Source organism: Pseudomonas sp. P110(2024) (genome assembly GCF_057480795.1).
In genome coordinates this window covers 59969-79112 of sequence record NZ_JBLIYT010000003.1, presented here as the reverse complement: position 1 = coordinate 79112, position 19144 = coordinate 59969, and the positions used below count along the sequence as shown (strand labels likewise).

Sequence of the window (19144 nt, the reverse complement as noted above, 5' to 3'; positions counted from 1 at the left end):
GCTCGTCTCATTGATTGTCTGTCAGGCCGTTGGACCCGGTGACGTGCAATGAGTTTACCGCTCGCTCGGCTCAGCGACGAGGCACCGAGCGGGTGCGACCGCTGCCATCGATGGCGACGAACACGAACACGGCTTCGGTGACCTTGCGCCATTCGCTGGACAGCGGGTCGTCGCTCCACACCTCGACCATCATCTGGATCGAGCTGCGGCCGATCTCCAGGGTCTGGGTATAGAAGGACAGCTGCGCGCCCACTGCCACCGGCACCAGGAATGCCATGCGGTCGATGGCCACCGTGGCCACCCGGCCACCGGCGACGCGGCTGGCCATGGCGGTGCCGGCCAGGTCCATCTGGGCGACCAGCCAGCCGCCGAAGATATCGCCGAAACCATTGGTCTCGCGTGGCAGCGCGGTGATCTGCAAGGCCAGGTCGCCCTGCGGGATAGGATCTTCTTGTTCGAGTTCAATCATGCCGTGGGGCCTCTGACCCGTGAAGCTTCGTTGGTGGCGCAATGAAGGACGCCGTAAAAACGATTCAGCATCACGCATACTACGCTGATTTCGCTTCGCGAGGCGGCCAAAGGGAATCTCTGCGAAACAGTCTGACAACAATGACCGACGTTTTCGCACAACTTCCCAAAATGGAAGCAACCTTTTCCTACGAGCGGGCAGTATATATACCTGCACAGCCAGCGACGACCGCACATTCATGAATATCTGTATGGATTTTGTACCGCTATGAGCGCGGCTCGGCAATTTGCTATCTTCGCTGCCTATCCAATCCAGAAACCGCATGCCAAGCGGTCCGCAGACCTACAAGAGAAAGAACAGCGATGACCTCCGTGCAGAGCAGTATCGAGCAGCCGTCCCGGCCGTTGTCCCGCAGTGACTACAAGACCCTCTCGCTGTCCGCCCTGGGCGGAGCTCTGGAGTTCTACGACTTCATCATCTTCGTGTTTTTCGCCACGGTGGTCGGCAAGTTGTTCTTCCCGGCCGACATGCCCGAATGGCTGCGCCTGATGCAGACCTTCGGCATCTTCGCCGCCGGCTACCTGGCGCGCCCCCTTGGCGGCATCGTCATGGCCCACTTCGGCGACCTGCTCGGGCGCAAGAAGATGTTCACCCTGAGCATCTTCCTGATGGCCGTGCCGACCCTGGTGATGGGCCTGCTGCCCACCTATGCGCAGATCGGCCTGTGGGCGCCGATCCTGCTGCTGTTGATGCGGGTGATCCAGGGCGCGGCCATCGGCGGCGAGGTGCCGGGCGCCTGGGTGTTCGTCTCCGAGCACGTGCCGGCGCGCAACACCGGCTATGCCTGCGGCACCCTGACCGCGGGCCTGACCTCGGGCATCCTGCTCGGCTCGCTGGTGGCGACGCTGATCAACACGCTCTATACCCCCGAGGAAGTGGCGGACTACGCCTGGCGTATTCCGTTCCTCCTGGGCGGGGTGTTCGGCTTCTTCGCGGTCTACCTGCGCCGCTGGCTGCATGAGACCCCTGTGTTTGCCGAGATGCAGGCGCGAAAGGCCCTGGCCGAGGAACTGCCGCTGCGCGCGGTGCTGCGCGACCACCGCGGCGCGATCATCCTGTCGATGTTGCTCACCTGGCTGCTGTCGGCCGGCATCGTGGTGATCATCCTCATGACTCCGGCATTGCTGCAAAGCCTCTATCACGTGAGCCCAACGGATTCGCTCAAGGCCAACAGCCTGGCCATCGTGCTGCTCAGCCTGGGCTGCATCGGGGCTGGCAGTCTGGCCGACCGCTTCGGCGCCGGGCGCGTGTTCATCGTCGGCAGCCTGGCGCTTCTGGCGTCGTCCTGGGCCTTCTACCACAGCCTGCCGACCCGCCCAGACCTGCTGTTCCCGCTGTACGCCCTGACCGGTCTGTGCGTGGGCATCGTCGGTGCCGTGCCGTACGTGATGGTCAAGGCGTTTCCGCCGGTGGTGCGCTTCAGCGGCCTGTCGTTCTCCTACAACCTGGCCTACGCGATCTTTGGCGGGTTGACGCCGATGGTGGTAACCGCGCTGCTCAAGTTCAGCCCGATGGCGCCAGCCTACTACGTGGCGTGCCTGTGTGCCGTTGGTCTGCTGGTGGGCACCTATTTGCTGGCTCGCAAACGCTGACACCCGCTCTAAGTTCCCCCTCTGCAACATCCTGTAAAGGCCATCCCGGTTCCCGGTGATGGCCTTTCATCCAATTGTCATATTCAAGTCATAGAGTGTTCATGCGGCCTGCAGATACTTGGGCCCGTTCCATCTCACAACCCACGATATTCCTGCTAGGAGCAAGGCATGAAACTGAAGCGTTTGATGGCGGCCCTGACCTTTGCCGCCGCTGGCGTCGCTGCCGCCAATGCGGTCGCCGCTGTCGATCCTGCAATCCCGACCTACACCAAGACCACCGGTGTATCGGGCAACCTCTCCAGCGTCGGTTCCGACACCCTCGCGAACCTGATGACCCTGTGGGCCGAGGCCTACAAGAAGGAATATCCGAACGTAAACATCCAGATCCAGGCCGCCGGCTCCTCCACCGCGCCACCCGCGCTGACCGAAGGCACCGCCAACCTGGGCCCGATGAGCCGCAAGATGAAGGACGTCGAGCTGCAGGCCTTCGAGCAGAAGTACGGCTACAAGCCGACCGCCATCCCGGTCGCCGTCGACGCCCTGGCCGTGTTCGTGCACAAGGACAACCCGATCAAGGGCCTGACCATGGCCCAGGTCGACGCCATCTTCTCCTCCACCCGCCTGTGCGGTGGCAAGAGCGAGATCAAGACCTGGGGTGACGTCGGCGTGACCGGCGACCTGGCCAACAAGCCGATCCAGCTGTTCGGCCGCAACTCGGTATCGGGCACCTACGGCTACTTCAAGGAAGAAGCCCTGTGCAAAGGCGACTTCAAGCCTAACGTCAACGAGCAGCCTGGCTCGGCCTCGGTCGTGCAGTCGATCAGCTCCTCGCTGAACGGCATCGGCTACTCGGGCATCGGCTACAAGACCGCCAGCGTCAAGACCGTGGCCCTGGCCAAGAAAGAAGGGGGCGCCTTCGTCGAAGACAACGAAGCCAACGCCCTGAACGGTACCTACCCGCTGTCGCGCTTCCTGTACGTCTACGTCAACAAGGCGCCGAACAAGCCTCTGGCCCCGCTGGAAGCCGAGTTCGTCAAGCTGGTGCTGTCGCAGGCCGGCCAGCAAGTTGTCGTGAAGGACGGTTACATCCCGCTGCCAGCCAAGGTGGTCGACAAGACCCTGGCCGACTTGGGCCTGTCCCACGCGGGTAACGTTGCAAAGAAGTAAGTAACTGAGGACGAGGCCGGTGCCAACAATGCCGGCCTCTCCCACGAATTCCCTAGTCCGAAGCCAGGGCTCCTGAGCGGCGGGCTTTTTTGCGTCACTGCACTGTCATGTTTTTGTCATACGGGACCGCTAGGGTGTGCGCATGAATGATCTGGCCAACTCCACAATGACCCAAAATTCTCCTCCCGTGCGCATTGATTTCAATACGCCCGAGTTGCAACGCAAGCGCCGCCTGCGCGCCCTCAAGGACCGTCTGACCCGCTGGTACGTCCTGGTGGGCGGCCTTGCCGTGCTGGCAGCGATCACGCTGATCTTCTTCTACCTGGCCTACGTGGTGCTGCCGCTGTTCCAGGGCGCCGAGTTGACCAGCAAAAAGGCCTTGGAGCCGACCTGGCTGCAGCAGGACGCCGGCAAACCCCTGATGATCGCCCTCGAGGAGCAGAACCTCGTGGGCATGCGTGTTTCCGACAAGGGCCAGGCGCTGTTCTTCGACACCAAGACGGGTAACGAATTGAAGCGCGTCGACCTGCCGCTGCCCGCGGGCGCCCAGGTCAGCTCGATCAGCACCGACCAGCCCGGCAGTCCGCTGGTGGTGCTGGGCCTGTCCAACGGCCAGGCGCTGGTGTTCCATCACACCTACAAGATCACCTATCCGGACAACAAGAAGACCATCGACCCGGGTATCGACTACCCCTATGGTCAGGACCTGTTCACCCTGGATGACCAGGGCCGCGCACTGGAACACGTGAGCGTCAACGTCAGTGGCGACACGTTGCTGCTGGCCGGCTCCACCGGCGCGCACCTGCAGGTGATCGAACTGTCGCGCACCGAGAACATGATGACCGACGAGGTCACCATCGAGCAGAACCGCATCGAACTGCCGCAGATGACCGAGGTGGTGAAGAACATTTTCATCGACCCGCGCCAGCAATGGTTGTACGTGGTCAACGGCCGTGCCACCGCCGACGTGTTCAGCCTGCGCGACAAGAGCCTCAATGGCCGCTACAAGCTGCTGGAAGACGGCAACGCCGAAATCACCGCGACCGCCCAGTTGGTCGGTGGCATCTCGCTGATCTTCGGTGACTCCAAGGGTGGCCTGAGCCAGTGGTTCATGGCCCGTGACCCGGATGGCGAGTCGCGCCTCAAGCTGATCCGCAGCTTCAAGTTGGGCAAGGCCCCGGTGGTGCAGATCGACGCCGAAGAGCGCCGCAAGGGCTTCATCGCCCTGGACAGCGAAGGCAAATTGGGCGTGTTCCACAGCACCGCACACCGCACCCTGCTGGTCGAGCCGGTTGCCGAAGGCGCGGGCGTGCTGGCCCTGTCGCCACGCGCCAACCGCATCATCATCGAGCAAGGCGGCAAGCTGCTCCCGCTGAGCCTGCGCAACCCGCACCCGGAGATCTCCTTCAGCGCGCTGTGGGGCAAGGTCTGGTACGAGAACTACGACGAGCCTAAATACGTCTGGCAGTCGACCGCCTCGAACACCGACTTCGAGCCCAAGCTGAGTCTGTCGCCGCTGACCTTCGGCACGCTCAAGGCCGCGTTCTACGCGATGATCCTGGCCGCGCCGCTGGCGATTGCCGCCGCCATCTACACTGCCTACTTCATGGCCCCGGGCATGCGCCGCAAGGTAAAGCCGGTGATCGAGCTGATGGAAGCGATGCCGACGGTGATCCTCGGCTTCTTCGCCGGCCTGTTCCTCGCGCCGTATCTCGAAGGCCACCTGCCGGGCGTGTTCAGCCTGTTCGTGATCATGCCGATCGGCATCCTGCTCGCCGGCTTCAGCTGGAGCCGCCTGCCTGAGTCGATCCGCCTGCGCATCCCGGATGGCTGGGAAGCGGCGATCCTGATCCCGGTGATCCTGGTGATCGGTTGGTTCGCCCTGTACATGAGCCCGTTCCTCGAGAGCTGGTTCTTCAAGGGCGACATGCGCCTGTGGATCAGCAACGACCTGGGCATCACCTACGACCAGCGCAACGCCTTGGTGGTCGGTATCGCCATGGGCTTCGCGGTCATCCCGAACATCTATTCCATCGCCGAAGACGCCGTGTTCAGCGTGCCGCGCAGCCTGACCCTGGGTTCGCTGGCGCTGGGCGCCACGCCGTGGCAGACCCTGACCCGCGTGGTCATCCTCACCGCCAGCCCGGGCATCTTCTCGGCGCTGATGATCGGCATGGGCCGTGCGGTGGGCGAGACCATGATCGTGCTGATGGCCACCGGCAACACGCCGGTGATGGAGATGAACCTGTTCGAGGGCATGCGCACCCTGGCCGCCAACGTGGCCGTGGAAATGCCCGAATCGGAAGTCGGCGGCAGCCACTATCGTGTGCTGTTCCTCGCTGCCCTCGTGCTGCTGCTGTTCACCTTCGTGATGAACACCCTGGCCGAGCTGATTCGCCAGCGCCTGCGCAAGAAATACTCGTCGCTTTGATAGAAAGGTAGAGATCCGTGAAAAAGGATTCCCTCAAAGGCTGGTTCAAGAGCGGCGCCCCCGGCGTCTGGATCAGTGGTGGCGCGGTCGCCATGGCGGTCATCATGACCGTCGGCCTGCTGGCCGTGATCGCCGTGCGCGGCCTGGGCCACTTCTGGCCGGCCGACCTGGTCCAGGCCACCTACAAGGTGCCGGGCCAGGCCGACCACGTGGTCATCGGTGAAGTGGTGCAGAAAGAAGAAGTACCGCGTGAACGCCTCAAGGGCGCCGGCCTGCCGGTGCCCGAGCAGGGCCCGGAGTTCATGACCCGAGAGCTGATCAAGGTCGGTAACCGCGACCTCAACGGCAGTGACTTCACCTGGGTGGTCGGCGAGTGGCTGGTGGACCAGCAAAAGCCTGCCGACCTGATCGCCCTGGAACGCCGTGAGTGGGGCAACTTCTACGGTTACCTGGTCAGCGTCAAGGAAGAGGGGCGCGTGGTCGCCCAGGGCCCCGAGGCCTGGAACGAGCTGCAGGCCCGCCTCAAGCGCGCCAGCGAGCTCAACGACCAGCTGGTGAAGCTGGAGAAGAAGGATATCGGCGCCATCAACCATGGCCTCGAGCGCCTGCGCCTGCACGGCCGCAAGCTGGAACTGGACGGCAAGCTGGACGCCGCCGCCCAGGCCGACATGGACGCTGAACGTGCCGAGCTGAACAACCGTTACAAGGCCATCGAGGAGCGCCTGACCGGCCTGCACCAGGCCTTTGCCCGCGACAGCCTGGTCGCCCGCGACGGCAATGGTCGCGAGGTGGAGATCAACCTGAGCAAGGTGGTCCACGCCATCCAGCCGAACGCCATGTCCGGCCTGACCAAGATGGGGGCCTACTTCGCCAAGGTGTGGGAGTTCCTCAGCGACGACCCGCGTGAGGCCAACACCGAGGGGGGGATCTTCCCGGCCATCTTCGGCACCGTGATGATGACCCTGATCATGGCCGTGATCGTCACCCCGTTCGGCGTGCTGGCCGCGGTCTACCTGCGCGAGTATGCCAAGCAGGGCCCGGTGACCCGGTTGATCCGCATCGCGGTGAACAACCTGGCCGGCGTTCCGGCGATCGTCTATGGCGTGTTCGGCCTGGGCTTCTTCGTCTACGTGCTGGGCGGCTCGATCGACCGGCTGTTCTTCCCAGAGTCGCTGCCGGCGCCGACCCTCGGCACCCCCGGCCTGCTGTGGGCCTCGCTGACCCTGGCGCTGCTGGCGGTACCGGTGGTGATCGTGGCCACCGAGGAAGGCCTGGCGCGAATTCCGCGCACCGTGCGCGAGGGCTCGCTGGCCCTGGGCGCGACCAAGGCCGAGACCCTGTGGAAGATCGTCTTGCCGATGGCCAGTCCGGCCATGATGACCGGCATGATCCTCGCCGTGGCCCGCGCCGCCGGCGAAGTGGCCCCGCTGATGCTGGTGGGTGTGGTGAAGCTGGCGCCGTCGCTGCCGGTGGACGGCAACTATCCGTACCTGCACCTGGACCAGAAGATCATGCACCTGGGCTTCCACATCTACGACGTCGGCTTCCAGAGCCCCAACGTCGAGGCCGCGCGGCCGCTGGTGTACGCCACCGCGCTGTTGCTGGTGCTGGTGATCGCCACCCTCAACCTCTCGGCGGTGTGGATCCGTAACCACCTGCGCGAGAAGTACAAGGCCCTCGACCACTGATCCTGATTGCAAGCGTGCCGCCCGAACAGCGGGCGGCCCTTTGAAACGAATTGATAGCGTATGGAGTTGACCATGCAGCATGAATCCCACGCCCACGGCATCGACATGTCGGCCCTGGGCCGCGACAAGCAGAGCCTGCGCCTGGCCGAAGAGACCGTGGCCATCGAGGTTCCCGGGCTGTCCCTGTTCTACGGCGACAAGCAAGCGCTGTTCGACGTCAGCATGAACATCCCCAAGCAGCGCGTGACAGCCTTCATCGGTCCGTCCGGCTGCGGCAAGTCCACCCTGCTGCGGACGTTCAACCGCATGAACGACCTGGTCGACGGCTGCCGCGTGGAAGGCGCCATCAACCTGTATGGCAGCAACATCTACCGCAAGGGCGAGGACGTGGCCGAGCTGCGCCGTCGCGTGGGCATGGTGTTCCAGAAGCCCAACCCGTTCCCCAAGACCATTTACGAGAACGTGGTCTATGGCTTGCGCATCCAGGGCATCAACAAGAAGCGTGTGCTCGACGAAGCCGTCGAGTGGGCGCTGAAGGGCGCGGCGCTGTGGGATGAGGTCAAGGATCGCCTGCACGACTCGGCCCTGGGCCTGTCCGGTGGTCAGCAGCAGCGTCTGGTGATTGCCCGCACCATCGCCGTGGAGCCTGAAGTGCTGCTGCTCGACGAACCGTGCTCGGCGCTGGACCCGATCTCGACCCTGAAGGTCGAGGAGCTGATCTACGAACTGAAATCCAAGTACACCATCGTCATCGTGACCCACAACATGCAGCAGGCAGCCCGCGTTTCGGACTACACCGCGTTCATGTACATGGGCAAACTGGTCGAATTCGGTGACACCGACACCCTGTTCACCAACCCGGCGAAAAAGCAGACCGAAGACTACATCACCGGTCGCTATGGCTAGGGGGCGACCCGTGGGGGCAGGCTCCCACAATGGATTCTTCTTGCCAGGGAACGATACGAACGACTAGAAGCTTGCAGCTGCTTCGCGGAGCGAAACGATGATCAACAAAGAAAGCCTTACCCACCACATCTCCCAGCAGTTCAACGCCGAACTCGAGGAGGTGCGCAGCCACCTGCTGGCCATGGGCGGCCTGGTCGAGAAACAGGTGAACGACGCCGTCACCGCGCTGATCGAGGCCGACTCGGGCCTGGCCCAGCAGGTGCGCGAGGTCGATGAGCAGATCAACCAGATGGAGCGCAACATCGACGAGGAGTGCGTGCGCATCCTCGCCCGTCGCCAGCCGGCGGCCTCCGACCTGCGCCTGATCATCAGCATCTCCAAGTCGGTGATCGACCTGGAGCGCATCGGCGACGAGTCGACCAAGATCGCCCGCCGCGCCATCCAGCTGTGCGAGGAAGGCGAGTCGCCGCGCGGCTACGTCGAAGTGCGCCACATCGGCGACCAGGTGCGCAACATGGTTCGCGACGCGCTGGACGCCTTCGCCCGTTTCGATGCCGACCTGGCGCTGTCGGTGGCGCAGTACGACAAGACCATCGACCGTGAATACAAGACCGCGCTGCGCGAGCTGGTCACCTACATGATGGAAGACCCACGCTCGATCTCCCGCGTGCTCAGCGTGATCTGGGCCCTGCGTTCGCTGGAGCGCATCGGCGATCACGCGCGCAATATCTCGGAGCTGGTGATCTACCTGGTGCGCGGCACCGACGTGCGCCACATGGGCCTTAAGCGCATGAAAGCCGAGGTGCAGGGCGAAGCGTTCGATGAGGGCGAAATCGCTAATGTTCCGGCTGAACCGGACGATAAATAGGATTGCTCCCGAGCATGAACGCCCGGCAACCGCCGGGCGTTTTCGTTTGCGGTCGAGCACCAGCAGGCACCCGCGAACCGTGTGAGAAGTCCCGGCGTGACCAGTGGTTTGGCAAATGGCCATCAGTCGGCGGTATGCTAGCCGGGATTCAAGAGGAATATCGATGAGTAAAGTGAATGTGCTGGTCGTGGACGATGCCCCGTTCATCCGCGACCTGGTGAGGAAGTGCCTGCGCAATGCCTTCCCCGGCATGGTGATCGAGGACGCGGTCAATGGCCGCAAGGCCATGGCCATGCTGAGCAAGGAACGTTTCGACCTGGTCCTGTGCGACTGGGAGATGCCGGAGATGTCCGGCCTTGAACTGCTGACCTGGTGCCGCCAGCAGGAAGAGATGAAGACCATGCAGTTCATCATGGTGACCAGCCGTGGTGACAAGGAAAACGTGATCCAGGCTATCCAGGCCGGTGTGTCCGATTTCGTCGGCAAGCCGTTCACCAACGAGCAGCTGCTGACCAAGGTGAAGAAGTCGCTGACCAAGATCGGCAAGCTCGACAGCCTGATGTCCAGCGCGCCGGCGCGAGTCAACTCGGCGTTCGCCAACGACTCGCTCAGCGCCCTGACCGGCGGTCGTCCAGACGCGGCCAAGGTAACCGCACCCGCCGCCGCGCCTGTGGCCGCGGCGGCCAAGCCTCTGATCAACGCCCCCACGCCGAAGACCGCCGCTGCGGCGGCCCAGGCTGGTCGTGGCCAAGGCCAACTGCGGCTGTCCAGCGGAACCCAGCCGTGCATGATCAAGGCCCTGAGCCTCAAGGAGGCCCTGCTGGTGGTGCGTCGCGGCACCAACCTGCCACAGGTGCTCGAAGGCGCGGTGCTGGACCTGGAGCAAGGCGAGAATGCCGAAACGGCGCGGCTAAATGGCTACCTGCACGCTATTGCGGCGCTGGAGCCCAAGCCTGAGAGCGACTGGCTGCAACTGACCTTCAAGTTCGTCGACCAGGATGCGCAGAAGCTCGACTACCTGTCGCGACTGATTGCCCGCGGCACGGCGCAGAAGCACTTCACGCCCGGGGCTTGATGGCCGCTTGAGCACCGCGACAGGTCGGAGCGGATTTTGTGGGAGCGGGCTTGCCCCGCGATAGCGATGGTATGGCCACCGTCGTCATCGCGGGGCAAGCCCGCTCCCCCGTTACCCATCCGGCACTTCGCCCGACCAACTGTCATATCCCTCTCAAATTCGGCTGCTAGGCTTCGACAGAACACAACTGTCAAAAAGCCACTATCATGCCGCCCGCCCGCCTCCTGCTGTTCTGTGCCTTGCTTACGGCCTCGGCGTCGAGCTTGGCCATGACCGTCTACAAGACCACCGACACCTTCGGCGTGGTCTCCTATTCCGATCGCCCGAGCCCTGGGGCCAAGGCCTTCGTGTTTCGTGAGCCCATGGTCGAGCGCCTGGATGGCCAGGTTCGCCTGAAAACCGAGCCCTTTGCCGGTGGCGTGCGCTTTGTCGCTCGCAATGAACTGTTCGTACCCATGGAGGTGGAGCTGCGTGTGGAGCGCCTGGCCAATGCCCAGGGCGGTAATGCCCCGCGTATCGTCCGGCGCCTGGTGCCGCCGCGCTCGACCCAGGTGCTCAGTGTGGTCCAGGCCCGTCAGGGGTGCAGCCTCAGGTACGACACCCAGTTTCGCTATGCCATGGGCGACCCGGGGCAGCGCCCGCAGGGCTATCGCTATCCCTTTCCCTGGAAGGGCGGACCGTTTCGCCTGAGCCAGGGCCCCAATGGCCGGTTCAGCCATTTCGGGCCCAAGGGCCGCTACGCCATGGACATCGCCATGCCCGAGGGCACACCGATTATCGCGGCGCGGGGTGGGGTGGTGGTGAAGATCGAGAACAACCAGAGCGGGCGGGGCAACAACCCGGCGGGCAATTTCGTCAGGATCCTGCACCCTGACGGCACCATGGGCGTGTACCTGCACCTGATGCGTGGTTCGGTGGTGGTTGGCGAGGGGCAGCGGGTGGCCCAGGGACAGGCGCTTGCCAAATCGGGCAACACCGGCAACAGCAGCGGGCCGCACCTGCATTTCGTGGTGCAGCGCAATGTGGGATTGGCGCTGGAGTCGATACCGTACCAGTTCGACCGACCGATTAACGGGTTGCCGGATTTCACTGCCGGCAACCCTTGAGGCTTTTGGGGCCGCAAAGCGGCCCCAAAGGATCAATCGAGCTTGAGCACCTTGGCCAGCACGATCTTCGGACCTTTCATCTTCTTGATGATGATGCGCAGGCCTTCGACCTCGAGTACTTCCTCTTCCTCGGGCACGCGCTTGAGGGTCTCGTAGACCAGGCCGGCAAGGGTTTCCGCTTCGATATGGTCCAGGTCGACACCCAGCAGGCGCTCGACCTTGAACAGCGGCGTATCACCGCGCACCAGCAGCTTGCCGGGTTGGTAGGCGAGGATGCCGCGCTCGGTCTTGCGGTGTTCGTCCTGGATATCGCCGACCAGTACTTCCAGCACGTCTTCCATGGTCAGGTAGCCGATCACCTTGCCATCGGCTTCCTCCACCAGCACGAAGTGCGCGCCGCCCTTGCGGAACTGCTCCAGCAACTGGGACAGCGGCATGTGCCGCGACACGCGCTCCAGCGGGCGGGCGAGGTCTTCAAGGTCGATGGTCTCGGGCAGGTGGTCCAGCTCGGCCAGCTCCAGCAGCAGGTCCTTGATGTGCAGCAGACCGGTGAATTCCTCGCGCTCGGCGTCATACAACGGGTAGCGGCTGAACTTGTGGCGGCGCAGCAGGGCGAGGATTTCCTTCAGCGGCGCATGGGCGTCGATGCTGACCATGTCCTCGCGGGAGTTGGCCCAGTCGACCACTTCCAGCTCGCCCATCTCCACGGCCGAGGCCAGCACGCGCATGCCCTGGTCGCTCGGATCCTGGCCGCGGCTGGAGTGCAGGATCAGCTTGAGCTCCTCGCGGCTGTAGTGGTGCTCGTGGTGCGGCCCGGGCTCGCCTTGGCCTGCGATGCGCAGGATGGTATTGGCGCTGGCGTTGAGCAGGTAGATGGCCGGGTACATCGCCCAGTAGAACAGGTACAGCGGCACGGCCGTCCACAGCGACAGCAGCTCGGGCTTGCGGATCGCCCAGGACTTGGGCGCCAGCTCGCCGACGACGATGTGCAGGTAGGAGATCACGAAGAAGGCGACGAAGAACGAGATCGCCTTGATCAGCTCCGGGCTGTCCACGCCCACGGCAGCCAGCAGCGGCTCGAGCAGGTGGGCGAAGGCCGGCTCGCCGACCCAGCCCAGGCCCAGGGAGGCGAGGGTGATGCCCAGCTGGCAGGCCGACAGGTAGGCGTCGAGCTGGTTGTGCACCTTGCGCAGGATGCTGCCACGCCAGCCGTGCAGCTCGGCGATGGCTTCGACTCGGGTGGAGCGCAGCTTGACCATGGCGAACTCGGCGGCAACGAAGAAGCCGTTGAGCAGCACCAGGAACAAGGCGAAGAGAATCATGCCGAAATCGGCGAACAACGAGGTGAGGCTGATACCAGGGGAAGGGTCCATGATGGAGTTTTTACGGGGTCCGTCTTTGCAATGGAGAGAAAAAAAGTGCCAGCGATGGCTGGCACGGGGGATCCAATGTAGCGGCTGGAGCCGTAAAAGCAAAGGGCTGCAAAGCAGCCCCGGTACTGTCAGGCCTTGTTTGCGACCAATTGCGCCGGCGCAAAGTGGCAGGTAAAGGTGCTGCCGTGCCCCGGCACGCTGCTGATTTCCAGCCGCCCGCGATGGCGCATCAGCACATGCTTGACGATCGCCAGCCCCAACCCGGTGCCGCCGGTGTTCGACGCTCGGCTGGAGTCGACCCGGTAGAAGCGCTCGGTCAGGCGTGGCAGATGCTTGGCCTCGATCCCCACCCCCGAGTCCTGCACGCTCAGGTGCGCGCCCTGTTCGTCGGCCCACCAGCGGATGCGGATATTGCCTTCGTCCTGGGTGTACTTGACCGCGTTGAACACCAGGTTGGAGAACGCGCTGCGCAGCTCCGACTCACTGCCCTTTAGACGAATGCCAGGCGTCGCCTCCAGGCTGATGCGCTGATTGCGCGGGCCGGACAGGGCCTGGGCATCGTTCTTGATGGCGCCGAGCAGGGTGTCGACCAACACGGGCTGGTTGTCGGAGGGGTAGTCGGTGGCCTCGAGCTTGGCCAGCAGCAGCAGGTCGTTGAGCAGGGTCTGCATGCGCGAGCCTTGCGCGCTCATCTGCTGCAGGGCGCGGTTCCAGCGCGGGTTCACGTCCTCGACGTTGTCCAGCAGCGTCTCCAGGTAACCGGTGATCACCGTCAGCGGCGTGCGCAGCTCGTGGGAAACGTTGGCGACGAAGTCCTTGCGCATCTGTTCCAGCTGGTGAATACGGGTCACATCGCGCACCAGCATCAGGTGTTCGTTGTTGCCGTAGCGGGTCAGGTGCAGTTGTACGCGCAGCCGGTCGTTGATTGGCGACGGAATCTCCAGCGGCTCGGCGTAGTTGTCCGACTCGAAATACTCCTTGAAGCGCGGATGGCGCACCAGGTTGGTCACCGGCTGGCCGCCGTCCTGCGGCGTCTTGAAGCCCAGCAGGGTCTCGGCGGCGCGGTTCCACCACTCCAGGTTGCCTTCGCTGTCGAGCATGATCACCGCGTCCCGCAGGGCGGCGGTGGACTCCTGGACCCGGTCGATCACCGCCTGCAGGCGGCCGCGCACGCGCTGGTCGCGGCGCTGCAGATGGTAGATGCTGTCGAACACCTCGCCCCACAGGCCGTAGCCGTCGGGTGGCGCCTCGTCGGGCTGGTGGTTGCGCAGCCAGTCGTGCAGACGCAGCAGTTGCTTCAACGTCCAGCCCAAATACAGGGCCAGGCCGATGGCCAGGCTCCAGCCATAGTAGCCGCTGACCAGCCCGCCGATCAGGCAGACGGTGATCAGCAGGAGCATGTGGCGAATCAGGGTCGCGTGCCAGTTCTGGTTCAATTGACAGTCCTTGTACAGCGGGCGCCGGGGCTTCGATCAGCTCTTGGTCGAGAAGCGATAGCCGGTGCCGCGGACGGTTTGTACCAGATTTTCATAGGCTTCACCCAGCGCCTTGCGCAGGCGACGGATGTGCACGTCGACGGTGCGTTCCTCGACGTAGACGTTACCGCCCCAGACCTGGTCGAGCAGTTGGCCACGGGTGTAGGCGCGCTCCTGGTGGGTCATGAAGAACTGCAGCAGGCGGTATTCGGTGGGACCCATCTCGGCCGGCTTGCCGTCGATGGTCACGCGGTGGCTGATCGGGTCGAGCAGCAGGCCACCGACTTCGATTGGCGCCTCGCTGTCGCTCGGGCCGGTGCGGCGCAGCACGGCCTTCAGGCGCGCCACCAGCTCGCGGGGCGAGAACGGCTTGGTGATGTAGTCATCGGCGCCGACCTCCAGGCCCTGGATCTTGTTGTCCTCCTCACCCTTGGCGGTGAGCATGATGATCGGGATGTCGCCGGTCAGCTCGTCGCGCTTGAGGCGGCGGGCCAGCTCGATGCCCGAGGTGCCCGGCAGCATCCAGTCGAGCAGGATCAAATCCGGCTTGCGGTCGACGATGATGGCGTGGGCCTGTTGCGAGTTCTCGGCCTCGAGGCAGTCATAGCCGGCCATTTCCAATGCAACGGCGATCATCTCGCGGATAGGCGCTTCGTCGTCGACGATCAGAATGTTTCTGCCAACCATGCTCAATTACCTCTCCCAGGAACGGTGTCTTGGCCCGCATTAGATAACGGAATTATTGCAGCTGTGTGACAGGGTGTTGGCCGTTCTGGCGACATTGCGTGACTGGACTAGGCTTCAGGGGGCCGCGAAGGCGGTGTGGACATTCAATCCAACCCCGAAACAATGGTGATTCCAATGACACGACATACGCTGAGCTGGATGGCCCTTTGCGCTGCGCTGGCAGTGCCGGGGGTGGCGTCGGCTCATCACGCCATGGAAAAGGACGGCATGTGGGTCGATCATGACGGCATGACGCTGTACACCTTCGACAAGGATGCTGGCGGCAAGTCCATGTGCAACGGCGAGTGCGCCAAGAACTGGCCGCCGTTGATGGTGAAGAAGGACGATGAGGCGCCGAAGGACAAGTGGACCCACGTCACCCGTGATGATGGCTCGATGCAGTGGGCCTATGACGGCAAGCCGCTGTACACCTTCGTCAAGGACAAGAAGGCCGGGGAGACCACCGGCGATGGCATGAAGGGCGTCTGGCATATCGCCAAGCCATGAGATTGCCAGGGTCGCTTTGCGACCCTTTCGCGGCACAGGGCCGCTCCTACAGGTAAGTGGGCCCCCTGTAGGAGCGGTCTTGTGTCGCGAAGGGCTGCAAAGCAGCCCCAAAGGCTTTCAGCGTAACGCGTAATCCAGCACCACCCCGCCAAAGATCAGCATCCCCGCCCAATGGTTGTGCAGAAACGCCTTGAAGCACGACTCCCGATCCAGCTTGCGCGTCGACCAGAACTCCCAGGCAAAGCACACCGCCGCCGCCAGCAGCCCCAAGTGGAACCAGCCGCCCAGTTCGAAGCGGTTGCCCGCCAGCAGCAGGCAGCCCAGCGACAGCAACTGCAAGGTCAGGATGATTACCCGGTCGGCCTCGCCGAACAGGATGGCGGTGGATTTCACGCCGATCTTCAGGTCGTCGTCGCGGTCGACCATGGCGTAGTAGGTGTCGTAGCCCACTGTCCACAGCAGGTTGGCGATGTACAGCAGCCAGGCACTGGCCGGCAGCTCGCCGCCCGCGGCGGTGAAGGCCATCGGGATGCCCCAAGAGTACGCCGCGCCCAGCACCACCTGCGGGTAGTAGGTATAGCGCTTCATGAACGGGTAGCAGAACGCCAGGGCGACCGCGCCGAACGACAGCCACACCGTGGTGGCGTTGGTGCACAGCACCAGCAGGAAGCTCACCCCCACCAGCAGGGCGAACAGCACCAGCGCTTCGCGGGGTTTCACCCGGCCGCTGGCCAGCGGGCGGTCGGCGGTGCGCTTGACGTGGCCGTCCACCTTGCGGTCGGCAAAATCGTTGATGCAGCAGCCTGCGGCGCGCATCAGTACCACGCCGAGGCCGAAGATCAGCACGTTGGCCAGGGTCGGCGAGCCGTTGCCGGCGATCCACACCGCCGACAGCGTCGGCCACAACAGCAAGTAAATGCCGATCGGGCGGTCCATGCGGCTCAGCTGGATGAAGTCCCAGGCTCGTGGGTGCACGCGGTTGAGCGATTTGAGCAGTTGCAGGTACATCAGCGGTTCTCCTCCTTGGCCGCATGCCACAGGGCGGGCAGGAACACCTCGGCCACCAGCAGGTCGAGGCCGTCCCGCTCGAAGCGCGAGCGGCGTCCCCACAACCCGGCGCTGGCGACCTCCACGGGCAGCCAGCCCTGTGGATAACTGCACACTTCAATCGGATGGCGGACGAACGCCTGGTCGCAGAACAGCAGTTCGCCCAGCGAGCGGCTGCCCAGGGTCTCCAGGTCCAACCCGCCGCGCTCCAGCGCCATGCGGCTGGCCACGCTGCGGGCAAACACCCACGGCTGGCCATGGCCGCGCAGGTAGACCTCGCGGACCCAGCCCTGCGCGCCGAGGGCAAGGCCCAAGGCGGCGCATTCGTCGTCGCGCAGGGGCTGCCAGCCCTCGAACAGGGGGGTGACGCTGAAGTGGTCGTGTGAGAGACGGGTGAGGCGACGGGTCAGGGAGCCTTCGTCGAACAGCCAGCCCAGGGTCGGCTGGTCGAGGGGGGGCGCCAGCTGCGGATACGCCAGCCACGCGACCGCGGCTGCTTGCGGGGTTTCGTACGGCACGTCGGTATGCTTGATACAGGCCAGAGAGGCGGCGAGCTTAGCATGTTTGCCATCGTGGCTTGCATACTGCCAGCAGGGCCAGTACAAAAGCCGACCAGAGATTGCACGGTGGTCTCCTTGCGGGCTTGCCCCGCGCCGATGCCATCAATTGCAACGCACCCTGTAGCCTGACCGAGGAACAGCAGTAAATGAAGAAGTGGCAATGTATTGTCTGTGGCCTGATCTACGACGAGGCCCAAGGCTGGCCGGACGACGGCATCGCCCCTGGCACCCGCTGGGAGGACGTACCGGAAGACTGGCTGTGCCCCGACTGCGGCGTGGGCAAGAGTGATTTCGAAATGATCGCCATCGGCTGATCGCAACCCTGGCTTGAAGAAGGAACGCACGACATGACGTCCCCCGTGGTGATCATCGGTACCGGCCTTGCCGGCTACAACCTGGCGCGAGAGTTTCGCAAGCTCGACGGCGACACGCCGCTGTTGCTGATCACCGCCGACGACGGTCGCTCCTACTCCAAGCCCATGCTGTCCACCGGCTTCGCCAAGCAGAAGGACGCCGACGGCCTGTGCATGGCCGAACCGGGTGCCATGGCCGAGCAGCTCAAGGCCGAGATTCGCACCCACACCCGCATCAGCGGCATCGACCCAGGCCACAAGCGCCTGTGGATCGGCGAGGAGGCGGTGGAATACCGCGATCTGGTGCTGGCCTGGGGCGCGCAGACCGTGCAGGTGCCGGTCGAAGGCGATGCGGGCGAGCTGATCTTCCCGATCAACGACTTGGAAGACTACGCACGCTTTCGCGCCGCCGCCGCGGGCAAGCAGCGGGTGCTGATCCTCGGGGCCGGCCTGATCGGTTGCGAATTCGCCAACGACCTCAGCCTCGGCGGCCTGCAGTGCCAGGTCGTCGCCCCCTGTGAGCAGGTGATGCCGACCCTGCTGCATCCGGCTGCCGCCGCAGCCGTGCAGGCGGGGCTGGAAGGGCTGGGCGTGCGCTTCCATATCGGTCCGGTGCTGACCCGGCTGCAACGCGCAGGCGAGGCGCTCGATGCGCACCTGTCCGATGGCAGCGTGATTCCCTGCGACCTGGTGGTATCGGCCATCGGCCTGCGCCCGCGCACCGACCTGGCGGCAGCGGCGGGGTTGCAGGTCAACCGTGGGGTGGTGGTGGACCGCCAGCTGCGCACCTCCCACGCCAATATCTTCGCCTTGGGCGACTGCGCCGAGGTCGACGGGATCAACCTGCTGTACGTCATGCCGCTGATGACCTGCGCCCGTGCCCTGGCCCAGACCCTGGCCGGCAACCCGACCGCGGTGGCCTACGGCCCGATGCCGGTTACCGTGAAGACCCCGGCCTGTCCGCTGGTGGTATCCCCGGTGCCGCCCGGCCACGAGGGCAGCTGGGTGGTCGAGGGCAGCGGCGCCGACCTGAAAGTGCTCTGCCACGGCGCCGATGGCCAGCTGCTGGGTTATGCCCTGACCGGCGGCGCGGTCATGGAGAAACTGGCGCTGAATCGCCAGTTGCCGCCCTTGATGGCGTAAATGGCGGGCGTTCTGTCGGAATTATCCTGTTCTTGCCGCGACAATGGCCGCCCAGATACTGGCGCGGCCCCGGTGGGCGTGCCATCCTCACTGGCGTCTGCCGCAGCCTAGAGCCTGCGGTGCCTTGAACGCTGCTCCCTCCGGCAGCACGGCATAACAACAAGAAATCCCGTCAAAGAGGCTTCACTATGCGTAAACCAGAACTCGCCGCCGTCATCGCCGAAAAGGCCGATCTGACCAAGGAAAAGGCCAACCAGGTCCTGAACGCGATTCTCGACAGCATCACCGGCGCGCTCGACAAGGACACCGTCACCCTGGTCGGTTTCGGCACCTTCGAAAAACGCCACCGTGGCGCCCGCACCGGCAAGAACCCGCAGACCGGCGAGCCGGTCAAGATCAAGGCCAGCAACACTGTCGCCTTCAAACCTGGCAAGGGCCTGCGTGACAGCGTCAACGTACCTGCCAAGCCTGCCAAGAAAAAGTGACCGGACAGCTTCACCCGACGGGCGCCTGGAGGCGCCCGTTGCGTTTCTGGTAAGCAAATGCGGCGAACTTGCATAAACAGGGCGAGAAACGGATAAACTGCGCTACTCAGTCA

At 64.2% G+C, this 19144-nt stretch carries 18 protein-coding genes; 12 read left to right on the top strand and 6 right to left on the bottom strand.

The annotated features are described in order from the left end of the window. Positions 1-70 precede the first annotated feature (70 nt). A complete protein-coding gene (locus AC25ND_RS05490; protein WP_003253317.1) occupies positions 71-469 on the bottom strand; it encodes an acyl-CoA thioesterase in 399 nt (132 codons plus the stop codon). 362 nt (positions 470-831) lie between these two features. On the opposite strand from AC25ND_RS05490, the gene AC25ND_RS05485 reads away from it, so the two are divergent. The 8 genes from AC25ND_RS05485 to AC25ND_RS05450 all read left to right on the top strand — a co-directional run bounded on the left by AC25ND_RS05485 (position 832) and on the right by AC25ND_RS05450 (position 11362). Then, on the top strand, positions 832-2121 hold the full coding sequence (locus AC25ND_RS05485; RefSeq protein WP_062360101.1) for an MFS transporter: 1290 nt from the start codon (positions 832-834) through the stop codon (positions 2119-2121). Between the two features lie 168 nt (positions 2122-2289). Next, positions 2290-3288 (top strand): phosphate ABC transporter substrate-binding protein PstS, encoded by a 999-nt coding sequence (locus tag AC25ND_RS05480; RefSeq protein WP_011536436.1) that lies wholly within the window; start codon positions 2290-2292, stop codon positions 3286-3288. A 142-nt stretch (positions 3289-3430) separates the two neighbouring features. Further along, positions 3431-5719, top strand: coding sequence for an ABC transporter permease subunit (locus AC25ND_RS05475; protein ID WP_062360103.1), 2289 nt, complete (start codon positions 3431-3433; stop codon positions 5717-5719). A gap of 17 nt (positions 5720-5736) precedes the next feature. After that, the gene (gene pstA, locus AC25ND_RS05470) at positions 5737-7407 is read left to right on the top strand and encodes a phosphate ABC transporter permease PstA (protein WP_062575621.1); all 1671 of its coding nucleotides are present in this window, start codon (positions 5737-5739) and stop codon (positions 7405-7407) included. 72 nt (positions 7408-7479) lie between these two features. Further along, positions 7480-8313, top strand: a complete 834-nt coding sequence (pstB, locus tag AC25ND_RS05465; RefSeq protein WP_028689970.1) for a phosphate ABC transporter ATP-binding protein PstB — start codon at positions 7480-7482, stop codon at positions 8311-8313. Positions 8314-8410: 97 nt separating this feature from the next. Next, the gene (gene phoU / locus AC25ND_RS05460; RefSeq protein ID WP_023630537.1) at positions 8411-9181 is read left to right on the top strand and encodes a phosphate signaling complex protein PhoU; all 771 of its coding nucleotides are present in this window, start codon (positions 8411-8413) and stop codon (positions 9179-9181) included. A gap of 163 nt (positions 9182-9344) precedes the next feature. Continuing rightward, a complete protein-coding gene (locus AC25ND_RS05455) occupies positions 9345-10256 on the top strand; it encodes a response regulator (RefSeq protein ID WP_028689969.1) in 912 nt (303 codons plus the stop codon). 206 nt (positions 10257-10462) lie between these two features. Next, a complete protein-coding gene (locus AC25ND_RS05450; RefSeq protein WP_486976153.1) occupies positions 10463-11362 on the top strand; it encodes a peptidoglycan DD-metalloendopeptidase family protein in 900 nt (299 codons plus the stop codon). A gap of 32 nt (positions 11363-11394) precedes the next feature. Here AC25ND_RS05450 and AC25ND_RS05445 read toward each other — a convergent pair whose 3' ends face one another. The 3 genes from AC25ND_RS05445 to phoB form a co-directional block, all read right to left on the bottom strand. Continuing rightward, complete coding sequence (locus AC25ND_RS05445) at positions 11395-12735, bottom strand: hemolysin family protein (RefSeq protein ID WP_028689967.1); 1341 nt, start codon at positions 12733-12735, stop codon at positions 11395-11397. Positions 12736-12863: 128 nt separating this feature from the next. Continuing rightward, the gene (phoR, locus tag AC25ND_RS05440; RefSeq protein WP_232108952.1) at positions 12864-14135 is read right to left on the bottom strand and encodes a phosphate regulon sensor histidine kinase PhoR; all 1272 of its coding nucleotides are present in this window, start codon (positions 14133-14135) and stop codon (positions 12864-12866) included. A 72-nt stretch (positions 14136-14207) separates the two neighbouring features. Beyond that, positions 14208-14897: a phosphate regulon transcriptional regulator PhoB gene (gene phoB / locus AC25ND_RS05435; RefSeq protein WP_003253341.1), complete on the bottom strand. Its 690-nt coding sequence runs from the start codon at positions 14895-14897 to the stop codon at positions 14208-14210. A gap of 174 nt (positions 14898-15071) precedes the next feature. On the opposite strand from phoB, the gene AC25ND_RS05430 reads away from it, so the two are divergent. Further along, the gene (locus AC25ND_RS05430) at positions 15072-15443 is read left to right on the top strand and encodes a COG4315 family predicted lipoprotein (RefSeq protein WP_062360107.1); all 372 of its coding nucleotides are present in this window, start codon (positions 15072-15074) and stop codon (positions 15441-15443) included. 117 nt (positions 15444-15560) lie between these two features. Here the strand turns inward: AC25ND_RS05430 and ubiA are convergent, their stop codons facing one another. Next, positions 15561-16451, bottom strand: a complete 891-nt coding sequence (gene ubiA / locus AC25ND_RS05425; protein ID WP_062575616.1) for a 4-hydroxybenzoate octaprenyltransferase — start codon at positions 16449-16451, stop codon at positions 15561-15563. Beyond that, positions 16451-17008, bottom strand: a complete 558-nt coding sequence (locus AC25ND_RS05420; protein WP_062360145.1) for a chorismate--pyruvate lyase family protein — start codon at positions 17006-17008, stop codon at positions 16451-16453. The genes ubiA and AC25ND_RS05420 overlap by 1 nt, the downstream gene beginning before the upstream one ends. Positions 17009-17196: 188 nt before the next feature. Here AC25ND_RS05420 and AC25ND_RS05415 point away from each other — a divergent pair, with 188 nt between their 5' ends. The 3 genes from AC25ND_RS05415 to AC25ND_RS05405 all read left to right on the top strand — a co-directional run bounded on the left by AC25ND_RS05415 (position 17197) and on the right by AC25ND_RS05405 (position 19031). Beyond that, entirely contained in the window at positions 17197-17364 is a 168-nt protein-coding gene (locus tag AC25ND_RS05415; RefSeq protein WP_028689962.1) for a rubredoxin, read from the top strand. Between the two features lie 33 nt (positions 17365-17397). After that, positions 17398-18546: an NAD(P)/FAD-dependent oxidoreductase gene (locus AC25ND_RS05410; protein ID WP_062360108.1), complete on the top strand. Its 1149-nt coding sequence runs from the start codon at positions 17398-17400 to the stop codon at positions 18544-18546. A gap of 188 nt (positions 18547-18734) precedes the next feature. Next, positions 18735-19031 carry an HU family DNA-binding protein gene (locus AC25ND_RS05405; RefSeq protein ID WP_028689960.1) on the top strand — a complete coding sequence of 99 codons (297 nt, stop codon included), beginning with the start codon at positions 18735-18737 and terminating at the stop codon, positions 19029-19031. Positions 19032-19144 lie beyond the last annotated feature (113 nt).